This is a genomic window from Listeria booriae, assembly GCF_000766865.1.
GTDB classification, from domain to species: domain Bacteria; phylum Bacillota; class Bacilli; order Lactobacillales; family Listeriaceae; genus Listeria_A; species Listeria_A booriae.
The window spans coordinates 142,070-159,283 of sequence record NZ_JNFA01000024.1 but is presented as its reverse complement, the minus strand read 5'-3'; the positions used below and the strand labels follow the sequence as shown (position 1 = coordinate 159,283).

Genomic DNA, 17,214 nt, shown 5'->3' with positions numbered 1-17,214 from the left:
TTTTTCTTTTAGATATAGTTTTTTTACCTTCTACTAACTTTTTATAAGTTAGTTCTTTTTTTTGAGCAAAATGCTTGAAAGTCAAAATAGGTCAGAGTATAATGAAAGCATAAGGTCAAATAAAGTCAAAGTCAGACCTAAAAACCTATTATGTAGGAGGTTATATGTATGAAATGTCAAAACTGTAATCAAAATGAAGCTACAATTCAACTATATATGAGCGTTAATGGGCAGCGTATGGAGATGCCGTTATGTGCTGATTGTTACGCACAACTTCGCGCATCTGCTGGCAATCGTGGCCAAAATAATTTCTATTCACCAATGGATGAGTTCTTCGCAAACATGGCTGGGGAACAAAAAAGAGCGCCTCAGCAAGAGAGAACTGCTGTCAAAACACAAGCGGCTGGTGGTGGACGTGGAGGTTTGCTTGATGAATACGGTACGAATTTAACGGCGATGGCTCGTGAGGATAAACTCGATCCTGTCATTGGTCGTGATGATGAAATTCGCCGTGTTATTGAAATTCTAAATCGTCGTAGCAAGAACAATCCGGTTCTTATCGGGGAACCTGGTGTTGGTAAAACTGCCGTCGCAGAAGGTTTAGCGAACGCGATTGTAGCTGGAAACGTCCCTGCAAAATTGCAAAACAAAGAAGTTATTTTGCTCGATGTTGCTTCTCTTGTTTCCAATACAGGGATTCGCGGTCAATTCGAGGAGCGTATGAAACAATTAATTAGTGAACTTCAAGCGGATGACCGGACGATTTTGTTCATCGATGAAGTGCACTCGATTGTTGGTGCGGGTTCTGCGGAAGGTTCGATGGATGCTGGTAATATTCTAAAACCTGCGCTTGCTCGTGGTGACTTGCAAATGATTGGTGCCACTACATTGAAAGAATATCGCAAAATCGAGAAAGATGCGGCGCTTGAACGTCGTTTCCAACCAGTGCTTGTAGATGAGCCAACGATTGATGAAACGATTACTATTTTGCAAGGTTTACAGCCGAAATATGAAGCGTTCCACCATGTTCGTTTTGCCGATGATGCGATTGAGGCCGCTGCTAAATTGAGCGATCGTTACATTCAAGACCGTCATTTGCCGGACAAAGCGATTGATTTGATGGACGAAATTGGTTCTAAATATAACCTAACGTTGGACCACATGGATCCGAACACGATTAATGAGCGCATCGTGACACTGGAAGAACAAAAAGATGCCGCGCTCCGCAATGAAAATTACGAAGAAGCAGCAACGGTTCGCGATGAAATTACAAAGCTAAAGGCATTGAAAGAAGAAGGCGCACCAATGGATGTTCCGACGATTCACGCCGCAGATATTCAAGGCTTAATCGAAGCAAAAACTGGTATTCCAGTCGGTCGCTTGCAAGCTGATGAACAATCAAAAATGAAACATCTAGAAGCTAACCTTCAAGCAAAAGTTATCGGTCAAGACGAAGCAGTCAGCAAAGTTGCCAAAGCTATTCGCCGTAGTCGTGTTGGCTTGAAGCAACAAGATCGCCCAATTGGTTCCTTCTTGTTTGTCGGTCCAACTGGTGTTGGTAAAACAGAACTTGGCCGTACACTTGCCGCTGAAATGTTCGGTTCTGAGGATGCTATGATTCGTCTGGATATGAGTGAATACATGGAAAAACACAGCGTCTCCAAACTTATCGGTTCTCCTCCAGGTTATGTCGGACATGAAGAAGCTGGTCAACTTACCGAAAAAGTTCGCCGCAACCCGTACAGTATCATTTTGCTAGATGAAATGGAAAAAGCACATCCTGACGTGCAGCACATGTTCTTGCAAATTTTAGAAGATGGGCGTTTAACGGACAGTCAAGGTAGAACGGTGAGCTTTAAAGACACGGTTATTATCATGACAAGTAACGCCGGGGCAACGCTCACAGAAGCTTCTGTTGGTTTTGCGACAACTGCCGACCAAGTCAAAAAAGAATCACAAATTCTCGACCAACTTGGCGACTATTTCAAACCAGAGTTTTTAAACCGTTTGGATGCGATTGTCACGTTCCAAAGCTTAGATAAAGAACATCTATTAGTTATCGTGGACTTAATGCTCGCAGATTTGAATGCTATGTTGGCTCCGCAAGACATCGAATTGACGGTTCCAGCTGAGGTCAAAGAAAAATTAGCGGACATTGGTTACGATCCTAATTTCGGAGCAAGACCGCTTCGTAGAACGATTCAAACACATTTGGAAGATGCGATTGCTGACTTCATGATTGAACAACCAGATGCCAAAGCGCTCGTTGCAACACTTGAAAATGATGTCATTGCTGTTCAAGCAAACTAAAAACCATGCCGTACTTCTCTTTTAAACAAGAGAGGTATGGCATGGTTTTTTTATTTGGAATTTAGAATCCGATAATATGGTAACCGCTATCCACGTGGATCATTTCGCCTGTTACTCCGCGAGATAGACCGCTGAATAGGAACAATGCTGTGTCGCCTACTTCTTCGGATTGTGTCGCGCGCTTTAATGGTGCTTTTTCTTCGACAACGGCTAGTGATTCGCTGAAGCTACCAACGCCACGTGCTGAAACGGTACGGATTGGGCCAGCGGAAATCGCGTTGACACGCACGCCGTCTTTTCCTAAATCCATCGCCAAGTATTTCACGCTAGCGTCAAGTGCTGCTTTGGCAACACCCATGATATTGTAGTTCTTCACCACACGCTCGCCACCAAGGTAAGTCAATGTTACCAAGCTTGCGTCGTCTGTTAGCATTTCCAAATGTTTCGCTGTACGTGCAATGGCTGTGAACGAATACGCGCTAACTTCGTGTGCTTGCAAGAAGCTTTCACGATTTACTTCTAAATAATCGCCTGCTAAGAAATCTTTGTTGGCAAACGCGATACAATGCGCGATACCAGAAATTTTGCCGACTTTGGCTTTAATTGCTTCGAATGTGGCAACAATCGCTTCTTCTTTGTTAACGTCACATTCGATAACAAGTGGGTTTTGGTTATTTTCATTTAGCGAACCAACAAGTTCATCAATGCTACGTTTTGAACGGTCATCTGCATATGTAAAAATCAGATTTGCCCCTGCTTCATTTAGTGACCGAGCAATCGCCCAAGCAATACTTCTTTTATTCGCTACGCCCATTACGACATAGTTTTTTCCCTCTAATGATAAATTCATGTGTTTCATTTCCTCCTTAAAATTACGCGATTCTCTTCATTTTACACGATTCCTCGTATTTTTAAAACCATTATTCTTTACTCGCGGCCAAAACTTGCGCTAAATCTGGCGCCAGTTCGCTGTCCCACGCCATTTTTTCTTCGGTGAAAGGATGGATTAGTTCGAGGTGGCTGGAATGCAAGGCGTGGCGTTGCAAAAGCTCGAGGGGACCGCCATACATGCTGTCGCCAACAAGCGGATGCCCAATATGTGAAAAATGAACGCGGATTTGATGGGTGCGCCCAGTTTCTAGTTGAATTTTTACATGGTCAAAAGTTGGATAGCTCGCGATGACTTCGTAGTTCGTCTTCGCGTATTTGCCATCTTGGACAACAGCGCGTTCAATGAGGCTGTCCGGATTTCGACCGATTGGCGCGATGATACTGCCGGACTTGCTCGTCATATTTCCCGAGACAAGCGCCTGATATTTCCTTGTGACATGACCAGTTTGATGCAACGCGCTCAGCCTGCCGTGAGAAAACCGGGTTTTCGCGATAAGCATTAAGCCTGACGTTTCTTTATCGAGCCGCGTCACAATATGAATCGCCGAATCGATACCGTTTTGCTGATAATGCCCCTTCACATGGTTGGCAACAGAGCCGCTCGGATGGTACTGCGACGGGATGCTTGTCATGCCTGCTGGTTTATCAAGTACCAAAATAAAATCGTCTTCAAAAACAATCTCCAAGTCGCCAAATTCAGCAAGTAAGCGCTCGTTTTCTTGTTCTTTCGGAAAAGTAATCTGAACATGGTCGTCCGTTTTGACGCGGTATAAGACATTCTCTTCGTTGCCATTCACTTGAATTCGGCCGTCTTCTGCGAACTTTACTGCGGTTAGTAGTAATTTCGAGACATGTTTATTTCGTAAAAATGTGCGCAACATCAGATCGTTCTCCTCCGCTGCGACAGTCCATTCTAATTGCATTTTTGGTGTACCTTGTTTGCTTACAAGTCGTAAGCCGTGCCTTTCTTTTTGATTGTCGTTACTCCTCGATGAAGGAATCGTGAACCCTCCGCCAAAATGGGAACGAGCGGAAGCGTGCAAACATCACTTTCTGGTGCGCCACGTCATAGCGAATTTCGTGAACATCGCGGTGCAAAATACTTAAGTGATCAATTGATATTTGGAAATCTTTATCATTCACCGGCTTTAAAGTCACCGAATGATGTTTTGGCAAAATTAGCGGGGAACCTATTGTTCGGTAGACACGGTTGTTGATGGATGCCATTTCTGTTAACTGCATCGCTTCAATCGATGGATGCATTAACGCACCACCTAACGCTTTATTGTACGCCGTCGTCCCTGATGGTGTGGACATACATAGCCCGTCTCCGCGGAATCGTTCGAAATGCGAATCATTGATCACTACATCGACAACAAATGGTCCGCCCGAACTTTTGACAGTCGATTCGTTCAATGCCAAATAGATTTTTTCTTTATTACCACCATATTTAATCGTCGTTTTTAAAAGTGGGTACGCCGCTGTATCGTATTTTCCTTCCACAATCGCAAACACTAATTTCTCTGCTTCGGATGGGCGCCAATCGGCATAAAAACCTAAATGACCCGTATGAATACCGACAAATGTTACTTTGTCTAATCGGCGCTGATACTCATGAAAAGCCGCAAGCAACGTGCCATCTCCACCGATGGAAATAACGATTTCTGGTTCCGCTTCATCGTATTCCATATCAAAATCATCGAAATAACCGATCATCTTGAGACGCAACACGTCCGATTTCTCATCACCTCTAGAAGTGATTGCATACTTCATTTTATGTCTCCCCAATCTTCATCTACATGCCAATCCACTCCAACACTACTAATTCTTCGGCAATGTATGATGGTTCGCATTCTTGTCTTTTGGCACTTCTTTATTTTTCGTGAAATAAACTTGTGCTTCTTGCACTTCCTCGCGAATCTCGCTCATCTCTTCGTCAAGCCGGAATGCAGCTTCTGCCGCACGTTTTAGCCTCACATTAATCTCTTCTGGAAATTCCCCTTGATATTTATAGTTCAGCGAGTGCTCAATCGTCGCCCAAAAATTCATTGCCAGTGTGCGAATTTGAATCTCTGCTAAAATTTTCTTCTCACCTTGTACCGTCTCAACAGGGTATTCAATCACCACGTGGTAAGAACGGTAGCCGCTAGGTTTCTTGTTCGTAATATAATCGCGCTCTTCGATAATCCGAAAATCATTGCGCTGACGAAGTAAAGAAACGACAACATTAATATCGTCTACAAACTGACACATCATCCGCAATCCTGCGATATCTTGCATTTCTTCCACCAAACGATCTAGCGGAATATCTTTCTTATTTGCCTTATCCAAAATACTCGAAACCGGCTTCACACGACCTGTTACAAACTCGATTGGCGAATGGTTATTAGCCAACTGGAACTGCGATCGCATTCCCTTTAATTTAATTTTCAATTCTTCCACTGCTTGTTTATATGGCGCTAAAAAATCTTCCCAATGATTCAAAACACTCACCTCATATGTCGATTTTCATTATGTGATAAACTTGCTCGCCTTCTATTTTAGCATATCCGTGCATCTTTTCCTTCTATTTACCTCTATCTTTTTTGATTTTGATTATTTATGTTAGAATGGTGGCATAGACAAGCTAGGAGGAGATTTATTATGCCAACATCGAAAGTACGTGAATTACTGGACAACGGGTCTTACGAAGAAGCAAAAGAAGCCGCAGAACGCGCATTGCAAGACAATCCAAACAACGCACTCCTGCATTATTATGCCGCATGGAGCTGTGACGGTTTAAGCTTAGAAACGTCCGCCATTCCCTACTATGAAAAAGCACTCGAACTAGGGCTTCCAGACGCGGACCTCGCAGACGCCTATATCGGTTTAGGTAGCACATACCGCGCTATCGGCAACTACGAAAAAGCAAGCGAAACTTTCAACAAAGCGCGCACAGCCTTCCCAGACAACAAAGCCATCACCGTTTTTGCAAGCATGGCCCTATACAACTCGCAAAACTACAAAGAAGCGATGCAGCTTGCCATTCAAATTATCGGCGAAACATCCAATGATCCGGATATTATCGCCTACAAAAAAGCCATTCTAAACTACGCGCATGATTTAGACGCCGTTTGGGATTAAAGGAGCGAAATACAATGAGTCAAGATTTAGAAATCGAATTTAAAAATCTACTAAGCGTGGAGGAATATGACGCCTTAATTGCCGAATTCGGTCTGAAAGAAGAGGATTTCTTCACGCAAACCAATTATTATTTTGATACGCCTGATTTTCAGTTGAAAGAAAAGCTCTGTGCCTTGCGCATTCGCAAACGTGAACTACATTACGAGCTTACTTTAAAAACACCCGAGCAAGTTGGACTACTAGAAACAACACAGATTTTAGCTGAAGAACAAGTAACTGCTATTCTAGACGGCGCCAACATCCCAGTTGGTCAAGTTCGCGACGCTTTGCAATCGCTTGGCATCAACCATGAAACACTACATATGTTCGGCTCCCTCACTACAACACGCGCTGAAAAAAACTACAAAAAAGGCCTGCTCGTTTTCGACAAAAGCTTCTACGCCGACACGCACGATTTCGAATTAGAATACGAAGTGACCGATTTTGACAAGGGTGAGACTATTTTTGACCGTTTTTTAGAAGAACGTGGCATAAAAAAAAGAGAAACGCCGAATAAAATTTTACGTTTTTACAACGCGGTACACAAGGCAGAGTAAAACATTGCTACCACTCGATGACTGCGGATTCAAAAAATTTTTCCTAACATAGCAATAATAAGAAATGTTACAGTTCCGTCAAATTTGGGTAAGGAAATTTTTGATTTTTGATTGCAATCATTTGTTAATTTAAGTTTCCACTGCTAAAATATAGTTATAGTAGTATGAATGGTGTCGTAAGCATCGTCGATAAACTTCATTGCAGATTGATAAACACATGCACGCATACACTGTCTAGTTCCATTAGAATTAGAATCTAAAAAAACAGGTGATAGCAATGATAAACCAAAATTTATATCTCCAATCGGTCTGTAATAGTAAGCCTATCGAGATTTATCTTTTTTTTGACCCAGCGTGTACGGATTGCTGGAACATGGAACATACGATTCGCAGGTTGCAAATGGAATATGGCAGCTATTTTAAGTTGCGCTATGTCCTCCACAACAACCTCCAAACCGTCATTTCCAAGCAAAAGCGAGATTCCTGCACACTGCCACAATCAGAAATGGCTCACATGTCCTACGTTTCTTGTCTTGCCGTGAAAGCCGCGGAATTACAAGGCAAACGCCAAGGCATTGATTTCTTGCGCAAACTACAAGAATCCCATTTCATCGATGAAAAAGATATTTCGCAAACCGATGTCCTATATGAAACTGCTCGAATTGTTGGGCTTGATTTAAATGAGTTCAAGAGCGATCTTCAATCTAATCTCGCTAAACGCGCCTATATAGGCGACCAAAAAGTAGCACATGAGATGGAAATCAACGAAAATCCGACTGTTGTCTTTTTCAATCGAAATATTGAAGATGAAGGCTTAAAGATTAGTGGCTTGCATCGTTATGATGTGTATGTGCATATTCTTTCTGAGCTACTCAATCATTTCCCAGAACCGAAAGAAGCACCGACACTTGAAGAGTACATGGAAGAAGTCCAGATTTCTACGACGAAAGAGATAGCTAGTTTATATGCTTTACCTGAGAAACAAGTAGAACGCCAAATGAAGAAGTGGCGTTTACAACAAAAAGTAACTATGGTCGACTCTAAAGATGGTCAAACACTTTGGAAATACGTCGCTTTATAAAAATATAGCATCAAAAAAAGATTAATCTTTGCCTATCCCGCTGAATCGGACAGGTAATGATTAATCTTTTTTTATCATGTCGCGCATCTTACTTTTGCATTCTAATCGAATTTTCATTGGAATGACGTTGGAATTTCATTCATATGCTTTAATATAGAGAATGTAAAGCAAGGACTGCAATTAGTTTTCCCCCCTTTTTTCTAATTGTGCTGTCCCTTGACAAACTCCTTTTTTCGACCAGCTATTCCCCTGTAGCTGGTCGTTTTTTTATGCGCTGAATTTGATACTAATTATCATTCTCAATTAGTATACTATTTTCTCAATTAAGTTGATTTTATATTTAAAATGCGTTACAATGAAACCAAAATAAATCAGTTATTTATATGTGATTTAAAGCATTTTTCATTAACGATAATTATTATCATTTAAAAAGGTGGTGACTGTAATATGTTGTTTGTTAAACGAAATATTGAATTATTGGCAGCTTGCATCAGTGGTTTGCTTATTTTACTAGGTTGGATACTTCCGGTGACTGCGATGACGCCGATTATCTTTATTAGTGCTTTTATTATTGGCGGTTTTGCGAAAGCTCGAGAAGGTATTTTAAGTACGTGGCAGACGCATAAGCTAAATGTGGAGTTGCTCATGATTCTCGCGGCAATTGGTGCTTCTATTATTGGCTACTGGCTGGAAGGCGCTGTTCTGATTTTTATTTTTTCATTGAGTGGGGCACTCGAAACCTACACAACAAACAAAAGTAAGCGCGAAATTACGAATTTGCTGGAGATACAGCCGGTTACTGCATTTTTACGTCGCGCCGATAATACGGTAGAGGAAGTCCCTGTCGAGTCATTGCGACTTGGGGACTCATTGCTAGTAAGGCCTGGTGATACGATTCCGATTGACGGCGAGATTGTGTCTGGCACTTCCAACATCGACGAGTCAGCTATTTCTGGTGAACCTGTACCGATTGAGAAACAAGCGCCAGATACAGTCTATGCCGGAACAGCTAATTTAAACGGCGCCTTAACCATAAAAGTGACACAAACCGCGGAAAACACATTGTTTCATAAGATTATACAGCTAGTACAACAAGCGCAGGACAAGCCTTCTACAACCGCACGATTTATTGAAAAATTCGAAGATGCTTATGTCAAAATTGTGCTTTTATTTGTCGGCATCATGTTATTTTTACCGCATTTTATATTTGGGTGGGACTGGACAGAAACTTTTTACCGTGCGATGGTGCTTCTCGTTGTTGCCTCCCCGTGCGCCCTAGTAGCTAGTGTGACACCTGCGACATTGGCGGCTATTTCTAACGGTGCAAGGAATGGCGTTCTTTTTAAAGGTGGTATTTATTTAGAACGTCTGCAAAACATTCCTGCTATCGCTTTTGACAAAACAGGTACATTGACACAAGGAAAACCGAGCGTGACAGACATTACGTTACATAAAACGATTGATCCTGCCATTATCGCAACGATAGAAAACCAATCGACACATCCGCTAGCGCAAAGCATTGTAAAAGCCTTAGATGCCAAACTACTACCTGATATCAATGTCATAAACGTCCCAGGTTACGGTGTAAAATCACAATATCGCAATCAAGAATGGCGCATCGGAAAAGCCGATTTCGTAGGAAGAACCGCCGCAACTTCATTTTTGGAGGAGCATAACGCTGCACTCAGCAACCAAGGGAAAACGCTTGTGTTCGTGTCACGCGATCAAGAAGTTGTCGGCTTGTTTGCTCTAAAAGACATCCCTCAAACCGCGGCTAAAACAACGATTGACGAACTACATCATATTGGGATAGAGACGATTATGGTTACCGGAGATTCTAAACAAACCGCCGGTACAATAGCAGAAGAACTCGGCATAGACACCGTTATTGCTGACTGTTTACCTGAAAATAAAGTAAACCATATTCTAGCCCTACAAAAAAAACACGGCTCTGTCGCCATGCTCGGTGATGGTATTAATGACGCCCCCGCTTTGGCTAATGCTGATGTCGGCATTGCGATGGGCGAAGGAACCGATGTCGCTATTGAAACCGCGGATGTTATCTTGATGAAAAACGATTTATCCAAACTTGCTTTTGTTGTCAAACTTTCCAAAAGACTACACCGGATCACATGGCAAAACATTATTTTTTCGATGTGCGTCATTTTTCTTTTGATACTCTCGAATTTTTTTCAACTTATCAATTTACCGTTTGGTGTTATTGGCCATGAAGGCAGCACGATTTTAGTTATTCTTAATGGCTTGCGATTATTACGCTAAATGCAAAAATGTACCTACTAAATCACTAGCATTACTAGTTTTTTAGTAGGTACATGTTTTTTATTCAGTGTTTACATATGTTCCAATCGCTCAATTCGACTTGAAATTGGTGGATGGGAATCGAACAGTCCGGCTTTTTCTTTCTTCTTTTTCTCACCTTTAGATGGTGTTGTGAAGTAGATTGACTCGGACGCTGCGCTTGGTTGTTTCATCTTCGTTGTGTCACCGCCAATTTTGCGAAGAGCGTCTGCTAGGCCTTGTGGGTTACGTGTTAATTCAATCGCTGTTGCGTCCGCCAAGTATTCACGGTTTCGGCTTAGCGCGAACTGAATCGCAGTAGCAATAATCGGTGCTAAAATAACAAAAACTAGCGCGATAATATAAATGATAGCTTGTGCACCACCGTTATTGTTATCATTACTCTTCCTGTTGTTATTCCCACCAGTAATACTACCCCAGAAAAGCATACGCATCGCTAAATCAGACAGAATCGCAACTACCGCAACCAAGGCAATCGCAATCGTGGAAAGACGGATATCATAATTCCGAATATGCGCCACTTCATGCGCGATAACACCTTCTAGCTCGTAACGCTCTAACTTGTTTAGCAAACCACGTGTCACGGCAACAGCACCTTTTTCAGGGGAAATTCCCGTGGCAAACGCGTTTGGGCTGTTATCTTCTACGATATATACTTTCGGCATCGGAATACCAGCTACCATCGCCATGCTTTCCACCGTATCCCAAAGCACTGGCTCTTGATCTTTAGACGTGATTTCTTGCGCACGATTCATCGCCATAACAACTTTCGAACTCGAAAAAATCATAATTGCAATGTAAATCGCGCCAATGACTGCGGCCATAATCAAACCGTTCAAGTAATTGTTGTAAACTAAAATCCCAATCGCACAGCCAACCAACATCACAAAAATGAAGAATCCTAAAACAATGAACACTGTCTTACGCTTATTTGCCGCTATTTGTTCAAATAACATGGCGCATTCTTCCTTTCAGTGTTTTAGAATTGAACTTTTGGAACTACTTTTTCTTCTTCTGGTGTTGCAAGCATGTCGCGTTTTGTGAAACCGCCCATTTTGGCAACGATGTTAGAAGGTACTGATTCAATCTTTGTGTTGTATGTCATGACTGTTGTATTGTACAGTTGGCGTGAATAAGCCACTTTGTTCTCTGTTGTTGCTAGTTCGTGTTGCAATTCGATAAATGATGTATTGGCTTTTAGATCTGGGTACGCTTCTCCAAGTGCAAAAACAGATTTTAGCGCACCTGTTAGCATGTTGTCAGCTTCCATTTGTTGATTGCGTCCGTCTGCTGGAGCTTGTGTCATCATGTTACGTGCTTCAACGACTTTCGCTAATGTTTCTTTTTCGTGTGATGCATAGCCTTTTACCGTTTCAATTAAGTTCGGAATCAAGTCAAAGCGACGTTTCAGTTGCACATCGATTTGCGCCCAAGTTTCCTCTACTCTGTTACGATATTTTACAAGGCTGTTATACATGCCAAAATAAATTAAGACAAGTATGACCACAACCGCGATAGCAATAATCCATCCTATCATGTTCAAACAACTCCTTTTCTCATTTGACACTATTATACCAGTCTTCCTACCTAATCACAATCATTCGCAAGCCTGAATAAACCAGAGATGACCTCCTGTTCTGCAAGGCAATCTCTGGTTCTATATTTTTGTATACTACTTTACTTTTGTGCGCACACGTTCTACTTTTTTCTTACGCATAAAATAGAATTCAGCCACTGGATGATCCACGGTCATTTTCACCGTCATCATTGCATTTGGCGCACGGTCAATCGGCTCATCAAATTCATTCCAAAGCTCTGTCACGACTTGTTTAAAGCCAACTTCACCCGGACCGTAAAATTCGATTTCCTCACCGACACCAAAATTATTACGTTGTTGCAGCGTCGCGATTTTCGTTTCTGGATCATAGTCCAGTACTTGTGCCGCGAAAGCATATTGTGGAATTTTACGCGTTTTGCCGAATAGTTGCTCGTCTTCTGTCGGCTCGCGGTAAAAGAATCCCGTCGACAACTCGCGCTGTGCTACTTTCCAAAGTTCATCTTCCCACGCAGGATCGAATACAAAATTATCAGGGTCCGCGCAGTAAGCATCAACAACTTTGCGATATACACTAGCCACCGTCGAAACATAGTGAATCGACTTCATCCGGCCCTCAATTTTCAAACTATCCACGCCTGCTTCGACCATATCAGGAATGTAGCGAATCATCGAAAGATCCACCGCACTCATCGAAAACGGTTCTTCATCCTCATCCACGATATTCCGCGGCAAGCCATTATCCATTTCAAAAAGGTCGTATTTCCAACGACAGCTTTGCGCACAACCACCACGGTTCGCATCACGATTCGCCATATGGTTCGACAACGTACAACGCCCCGAATAAGAAATACACATCGCGCCATGAATGAAAGCTTCCATCTCGACATCTGTATTTTGACCAATTTCCTGAATTTCACTCATGCTTACCTCACGCGCCAAAACAACGCGCTCCAAACCTTGCTGTTTCCAGAATTCCAATGTTTTGTAGTTCGTCGCCGAAGCTTGCGTCGATAAATGCACTGGAAGCCCTGGCGCATCCGCAAAACAAATACTAATCAGCGCTGGATCCGACACGATTACCGCATCAATCCCGATATCACGCAACGTCCGGAAAAACTCACCCGCACCTTCCGTATCACCGTCATGCGCCACCATATTCGCCGCCACGTACACTTTAGCATCACGTTCATGCGCAAACGCAACTCCTTCTTGCATCTCCTCATACGAAAAGTTTCCCGCACGCGAACGAAGCCCGAAAGCCTGCCCGCCAATATATACAGCATCCGCGCCATAGCGAATCGCAATTTTTAATTTCTCAAGATTTCCTGCTGGTGCCAAAACTTCTGGTTTTTTCAATATTTTTCTCATCGTTCATGCCCTCCTATTTCACTTCATCTGGTTGTTTCAAGAAGAATCCTGTTCCAAGTACACGCGTGGCTGGTTGTAATTTTGCTAACTTATTCACAAAAGTTTCCGCGACAAACTCGCCCGCTTCAAGCGCTTCTTTTGCCTTCACAAATAGCGCGACAATCGCGACAAAATCCTCACCCGGCAATAAAACACCGTCCAGCTTCCACGTTCTAAGCCCCGCATGATACACTCTTTCCAAATACGGCATCAACGACAAATCTTCTGTTGAAAAAATATGTGTCCCATTCTCATCTTCATAAATGGGCAACTGGCTGTCCGCATCGTTCGGTTCACGCAAATAAAGCCCGCGCTCCTTCGACGTATCATCTTTAATCTCCACGATATTATGATAATTCGTCACCAGTTTCCGTTTTGATTGGTGAATACATGTTGGTCCGTACACCTGCACCTCAATCGGCACATCCATTTTCGCCGTAATCGCTTCAAGCTCAATTAACGTTAGCTCCCGCGCCATTACCGCACCAACAGCCCCTTGTTTCACCCAAAAATCCACTTGCTCTGCACTCGTCACAAACGTTTGCGCGTCATAAATAAACGGCAAATCCAGTTCCATTTCGTGCAACATAAAAACAACACCAGGATCTCCAACCGTGACCGCATCCACTTTCATGTTAGCTAATTCACGTAAATAATCAGGTAAATCCTTCAAATGTTCGTTATGCATTAAGGCGTTCACTGCAACGAGCACCTTTTTCCCTGCCCCATGCGCTTTGTTAGTAATTTCACGTATGTCGGCAAGCGAAAGTGATTGCGGCATGCGCAGTCCAAATCGGCTACCTCCAACGTACAATGTGTCTACCCCCGCGCCTAGCAACGATTCAGCTTGCATAACTGACTCTGCCGTGGCAATAATATTCATGTTAATCTCTCCTTTGATCTGTTTAACCTACTTGAATAGATTAACACAGATGTATCCAGTCATCAACAACAAAAAAAGAACCCATCCGCTAAGACAAGTTCCTTCTCAAACTATTCTTGCTCCTCTTCATGCTCCACACGTTCCATCCGCAACAAACGCATCACAGGTCGATAGTTCTGACTCACCAATCCTAATACCTCGACGAAAAACTCGACGACAATTAGCAAAATGAAAATGAGCAAGAACGATCCCCAGAACGTCGACATCGTAAAAATAAGCGCAAATAATGAAAATAGCATCGAAATACCGTAAATCAAAATGACTGTCTGCCGATGTGTAAATCCAAGTTTCATCAAACTATGATGCAAATGCGACTTGTCGGCCATCGCAATCGGAGTCCGGTGAACAACACGGCGAATAATTGCCAAAATCGTATCAAAAATCGGCACACCAAGAATAAGTACGGGCACAATCAACGAAATAAACGTAACGTTTTTGAACCCCATCAACGACAGAATCGCGATAATATAACCGAGAAACAACGCCCCAGTATCACCCATGAAAATTTTGGCGGGGTAGAAGTTGTATGGTAAAAAACCAAGCGTTGAAGCAGCCAGCACAGCCGTAATCATAATAACGAGCGGATCTCCCATCACAAAAGCCATTCCCATGATAGTTAAGAGCGCAATCGTTGATACACCAGCAGCCAAGCCGTCTAGTCCATCAATCAAATTAATCGCATTCGAAATCGCCACAATCCAAATAATTGTAAGCGGAATAGAAAGAATACCGAAATGGATTTCACCACCAAATGGCAAGTTAATAAACGTAATATTAATGCCACCCCAGAACACAATAATTCCAGCAGCAATCACCTGACCAAGCATCTTGTAACGCGCCTTTAGCTCAAATATATCATCCAATATCCCCGTCAATACAACAACGGACGCCCCGATAACGAGCGGCCACATCAATGTTTTATCAATCGGTAATAAGAAAATCCCAATCAAAAACGCGATAAAGATAGCAACTCCGCCTAAGCTCGGTATTGGAACTACATTAATTCTTCGTTTATCTGGTTTATCTGTTATATCAAATCTAAGTACTATTTTCCTCACCACAGGAGTTAGTAGCAACGAGGCGAGAAAACAAATTAAAATAACGGAAAGCATCAATGTCTCGTGCTCCTTTCCTTTTGGGGGTTACGATGGTTATTTCCCATCTCTCACTTGATACCTAACGCGTAAAATTCGCAAGGCTCCCAGTAATTATACCCATAACCTTTGAAAAAATACAATGAAAATCCTTTTCAAAAAAGAAATAGATACTTGTAACATCTGTTTTTCTGAATTCTCATGAAAAACTCATAGAAATGCCAGTGACAGAAATGCCAGTTTGTAGTAGAATAGAAGATGACAGAAAACTTTTAGAGAGGTTGAGACGCTAATGCGCGCAGAGAAACGCACAAAAAAGAAAAAACGAACAGGTTTACGAATTTTTCTATGGTCTATTTTAGGTATTTTCTTAATTTTGGGAGGAATCGTTGGCTATGCCGTTTTCCAAACGAAATCAACGATGGATAAAATCTACGAACCTGTAAAAGATGCTGCTAACCCAGTAAAACTAGATGGCCAAAACCCGTTCTCCGTTTTAATTCTTGGTATTGACCAACGTGATGGCGATGTTGGGCGCTCCGATACAACGATGGTTGCAACCGTCAATGGCACAACGAATAAAGCACAAATTTTAAGTATTCCTCGTGATACAAAAACCGAAATCATTGGTCACGATTCCACAAATAAAATCAATGCTGCCTATGCTTATGGCGGTGTAAAAATGGCCGAAGATACAGTAACACACTTTTTAAATGGCATTCCAATTAACTATTACATCAAGATTAACATGGAAGGCTTGAAAGATTTAGTTGACGCTGTAGGTGGCGTAGAAGTTTATAATGATATGGACATCAGCCTAGGTAAGAACGATGTTAACAACAACGAAATAGACTTCAAAAAAGGTAACGTAAAATTAGACGGTACCGATGCATTAGCCTATGTTCGTATTCGTAAAACGGATGCGCGTGGTGACTTTGGTCGTCAAATGCGTCAACAACAAGTTATCCAAGCCGTTGTTAACAAAGTGGCAACAACACAAACATTATGGAACTTCGATGAAATCTTATCTGCAGTCGGCAAAAACATGCAAACCGATTTAACAATGACAGACATTACTCGTATTGCTAAGAACTATATTTCCGCACGAAACAATGTGGAGAACATGACAGTCGCTGGTGATGGCGGTATCTCAGACGGTATCTGGTACTACAACGTATCCGACGCTGAACGTCAAAAACTACATGACAGCTTAGCCAAAAATCTAGAAATCAAATAATTAAAAAGTACAATGTGTATACATGTTGTTCGAAAAAAGCAGGATTTCCCGTCTACAAATTAGATAGGAAATCCTGCTTTTTGCTATGATTCATAGATGCCACTTCTGTGACCAACCTCTAAAGCAAGAATGATCAGTTCTCCATCATTAATCTGACAAATAACACGGTAATCGCCAACCCGGTAGCGCCACTGACCTGCGTATTTTCCAAGCAAAGGTTTCCCGCTTATACGAGGATTATCGGCACCATCAATGTGTTTGGCAAGCCATCTTAAAATGGTACGGCTAACTTGTTTATCTAGTTTGGACAGTTGCTTTTCGAATCTTGGTGTTGTTCTGACCTGATAGCTCATTCATTATCCTCCAGTCCGTATTCTGACATAACATCGGATAAAGGACGCGATTTAGGCCGTTCTAAATATTCTTCATATGCATAGTCAGCTACACGAGCATCGTATTCATCTTCTAATGATTCAAGCGTTGTCGTCTTCAATAAATCTGACAAGCTTTTTCCTTCAAACTTCGCCATTTTATCTAGAAACAGCTTCTCTATTTCTGATACGCGAACTGTAATCGTAGCCATATATATCCCTCCTCACGTCTTTATTTATACTTTGATTATAACATGAACACATTTGTATTTCAACACAATTGT

General features: G+C 42.1%; 17 protein-coding genes. 6 read left to right on the top strand and 11 right to left on the bottom strand.

The window, feature by feature from the left end:
* Window positions 1-168 precede the first annotated feature (168 nt).
* Window positions 169-2,310: an ATP-dependent Clp protease ATP-binding subunit gene (locus tag EP57_RS10425; protein WP_036086510.1), complete on the top strand. Its 2,142-nt coding sequence runs from the start codon at window positions 169-171 to the stop codon at window positions 2,308-2,310.
* 61 nt (window positions 2,311-2,371) lie between these two features.
* Here EP57_RS10425 and fabI read toward each other — a convergent pair whose 3' ends face one another.
* The 4 genes from fabI to yjbM all read right to left on the bottom strand — a co-directional run bounded on the left by fabI (window position 2,372) and on the right by yjbM (window position 5,685).
* Entirely contained in the window at window positions 2,372-3,160 is a 789-nt protein-coding gene (fabI, locus tag EP57_RS10420; RefSeq protein WP_036086509.1) for an enoyl-ACP reductase FabI, read from the bottom strand.
* A 70-nt stretch (window positions 3,161-3,230) separates the two neighbouring features.
* Window positions 3,231-4,124, bottom strand: coding sequence for an RluA family pseudouridine synthase (locus EP57_RS10415; RefSeq protein WP_036086507.1), 894 nt, complete (start codon window positions 4,122-4,124; stop codon window positions 3,231-3,233).
* A 58-nt stretch (window positions 4,125-4,182) separates the two neighbouring features.
* Window positions 4,183-4,974: an NAD kinase gene (locus tag EP57_RS10410; protein WP_036086505.1), complete on the bottom strand. Its 792-nt coding sequence runs from the start codon at window positions 4,972-4,974 to the stop codon at window positions 4,183-4,185.
* 48 nt (window positions 4,975-5,022) lie between these two features.
* Entirely contained in the window at window positions 5,023-5,685 is a 663-nt protein-coding gene (gene yjbM / locus EP57_RS10405; protein WP_036086503.1) for a GTP diphosphokinase, read from the bottom strand.
* Between the two features lie 159 nt (window positions 5,686-5,844).
* On the opposite strand from yjbM, the gene EP57_RS10400 reads away from it, so the two are divergent.
* From EP57_RS10400 to EP57_RS10385, 4 genes are all read left to right on the top strand, one after another.
* A complete protein-coding gene (locus tag EP57_RS10400) occupies window positions 5,845-6,324 on the top strand; it encodes a tetratricopeptide repeat protein (RefSeq protein WP_052167638.1) in 480 nt (159 codons plus the stop codon).
* A 14-nt stretch (window positions 6,325-6,338) separates the two neighbouring features.
* Complete coding sequence (locus EP57_RS10395; protein WP_036086501.1) at window positions 6,339-6,920, top strand: CYTH domain-containing protein; 582 nt, start codon at window positions 6,339-6,341, stop codon at window positions 6,918-6,920.
* A 277-nt stretch (window positions 6,921-7,197) separates the two neighbouring features.
* Entirely contained in the window at window positions 7,198-8,001 is an 804-nt protein-coding gene (gene yjbH / locus EP57_RS10390; RefSeq protein WP_036086499.1) for a protease adaptor protein YjbH, read from the top strand.
* 447 nt (window positions 8,002-8,448) lie between these two features.
* Entirely contained in the window at window positions 8,449-10,281 is a 1,833-nt protein-coding gene (locus tag EP57_RS10385) for a heavy metal translocating P-type ATPase (RefSeq protein WP_036086498.1), read from the top strand.
* A 71-nt stretch (window positions 10,282-10,352) separates the two neighbouring features.
* Here EP57_RS10385 and htpX read toward each other — a convergent pair whose 3' ends face one another.
* The 5 genes from htpX to EP57_RS10360 form a co-directional block, all read right to left on the bottom strand.
* The gene (htpX, locus tag EP57_RS10380; RefSeq protein ID WP_036086495.1) at window positions 10,353-11,276 is read right to left on the bottom strand and encodes a zinc metalloprotease HtpX; all 924 of its coding nucleotides are present in this window, start codon (window positions 11,274-11,276) and stop codon (window positions 10,353-10,355) included.
* 23 nt (window positions 11,277-11,299) lie between these two features.
* On the bottom strand, window positions 11,300-11,857 hold the full coding sequence (locus tag EP57_RS10375) for a LemA family protein (RefSeq protein WP_036086493.1): 558 nt from the start codon (window positions 11,855-11,857) through the stop codon (window positions 11,300-11,302).
* Between the two features lie 135 nt (window positions 11,858-11,992).
* On the bottom strand, window positions 11,993-13,246 hold the full coding sequence (locus EP57_RS10370; protein WP_036086491.1) for a peptidase U32 family protein: 1,254 nt from the start codon (window positions 13,244-13,246) through the stop codon (window positions 11,993-11,995).
* A 13-nt stretch (window positions 13,247-13,259) separates the two neighbouring features.
* Window positions 13,260-14,168, bottom strand: coding sequence for a peptidase U32 family protein (locus EP57_RS10365; RefSeq protein ID WP_036086489.1), 909 nt, complete (start codon window positions 14,166-14,168; stop codon window positions 13,260-13,262).
* Window positions 14,169-14,278: 110 nt separating this feature from the next.
* Window positions 14,279-15,340 carry a glycosyltransferase family 4 protein gene (locus tag EP57_RS10360; protein ID WP_375379792.1) on the bottom strand — a complete coding sequence of 354 codons (1,062 nt, stop codon included), beginning with the start codon at window positions 15,338-15,340 and terminating at the stop codon, window positions 14,279-14,281.
* A gap of 274 nt (window positions 15,341-15,614) precedes the next feature.
* Here EP57_RS10360 and EP57_RS10355 point away from each other — a divergent pair, with 274 nt between their 5' ends.
* The gene (locus tag EP57_RS10355; RefSeq protein WP_036086483.1) at window positions 15,615-16,559 is read left to right on the top strand and encodes an LCP family glycopolymer transferase; all 945 of its coding nucleotides are present in this window, start codon (window positions 15,615-15,617) and stop codon (window positions 16,557-16,559) included.
* 83 nt (window positions 16,560-16,642) lie between these two features.
* Here the strand turns inward: EP57_RS10355 and EP57_RS10350 are convergent, their stop codons facing one another.
* Window positions 16,643-16,912 carry a type II toxin-antitoxin system RelE family toxin gene (locus tag EP57_RS10350; protein WP_036086480.1) on the bottom strand — a complete coding sequence of 90 codons (270 nt, stop codon included), beginning with the start codon at window positions 16,910-16,912 and terminating at the stop codon, window positions 16,643-16,645.
* Window positions 16,909-17,142: a type II toxin-antitoxin system RelB family antitoxin gene (relB, locus tag EP57_RS10345; RefSeq protein ID WP_036086476.1), complete on the bottom strand. Its 234-nt coding sequence runs from the start codon at window positions 17,140-17,142 to the stop codon at window positions 16,909-16,911. The genes EP57_RS10350 and relB overlap by 4 nt, the downstream gene beginning before the upstream one ends.
* Between the last annotated feature and the right edge of the window lie 72 nt (window positions 17,143-17,214).

Coding starts and splice junctions, on each gene's coding strand:
- EP57_RS10370 (WP_036086491.1), bottom strand. CDS start 13,246: ATGAGAAAAATATTGAAAAAACCAGAAGTTTTGGCACCAGCAGGAAAT.
- fabI (WP_036086509.1), bottom strand. CDS start 3,160: ATGAATTTATCATTAGAGGGAAAAAACTATGTCGTAATGGGCGTAGCG.
- EP57_RS10415 (WP_036086507.1), bottom strand. CDS start 4,124: ATGCAATTAGAATGGACTGTCGCAGCGGAGGAGAACGATCTGATGTTG.
- yjbH (WP_036086499.1), top strand. CDS start 7,198: ATGATAAACCAAAATTTATATCTCCAATCGGTCTGTAATAGTAAGCCT.
- relB (WP_036086476.1), bottom strand. CDS start 17,142: ATGGCTACGATTACAGTTCGCGTATCAGAAATAGAGAAGCTGTTTCTA.
- EP57_RS10385 (WP_036086498.1), top strand. CDS start 8,449: ATGTTGTTTGTTAAACGAAATATTGAATTATTGGCAGCTTGCATCAGT.
- EP57_RS10350 (WP_036086480.1), bottom strand. CDS start 16,912: ATGAGCTATCAGGTCAGAACAACACCAAGATTCGAAAAGCAACTGTCC.
- EP57_RS10410 (WP_036086505.1), bottom strand. CDS start 4,974: ATGAAGTATGCAATCACTTCTAGAGGTGATGAGAAATCGGACGTGTTG.
- EP57_RS10355 (WP_036086483.1), top strand. CDS start 15,615: ATGCGCGCAGAGAAACGCACAAAAAAGAAAAAACGAACAGGTTTACGA.
- EP57_RS10365 (WP_036086489.1), bottom strand. CDS start 14,168: ATGAATATTATTGCCACGGCAGAGTCAGTTATGCAAGCTGAATCGTTG.
- EP57_RS10425 (WP_036086510.1), top strand. CDS start 169: ATGAAATGTCAAAACTGTAATCAAAATGAAGCTACAATTCAACTATAT.
- EP57_RS10360 (WP_375379792.1), bottom strand. CDS start 15,340: ATGCTTTCCGTTATTTTAATTTGTTTTCTCGCCTCGTTGCTACTAACT.
- htpX (WP_036086495.1), bottom strand. CDS start 11,276: ATGTTATTTGAACAAATAGCGGCAAATAAGCGTAAGACAGTGTTCATT.
- EP57_RS10395 (WP_036086501.1), top strand. CDS start 6,339: ATGAGTCAAGATTTAGAAATCGAATTTAAAAATCTACTAAGCGTGGAG.
- EP57_RS10375 (WP_036086493.1), bottom strand. CDS start 11,857: ATGATAGGATGGATTATTGCTATCGCGGTTGTGGTCATACTTGTCTTA.
- EP57_RS10400 (WP_052167638.1), top strand. CDS start 5,845: ATGCCAACATCGAAAGTACGTGAATTACTGGACAACGGGTCTTACGAA.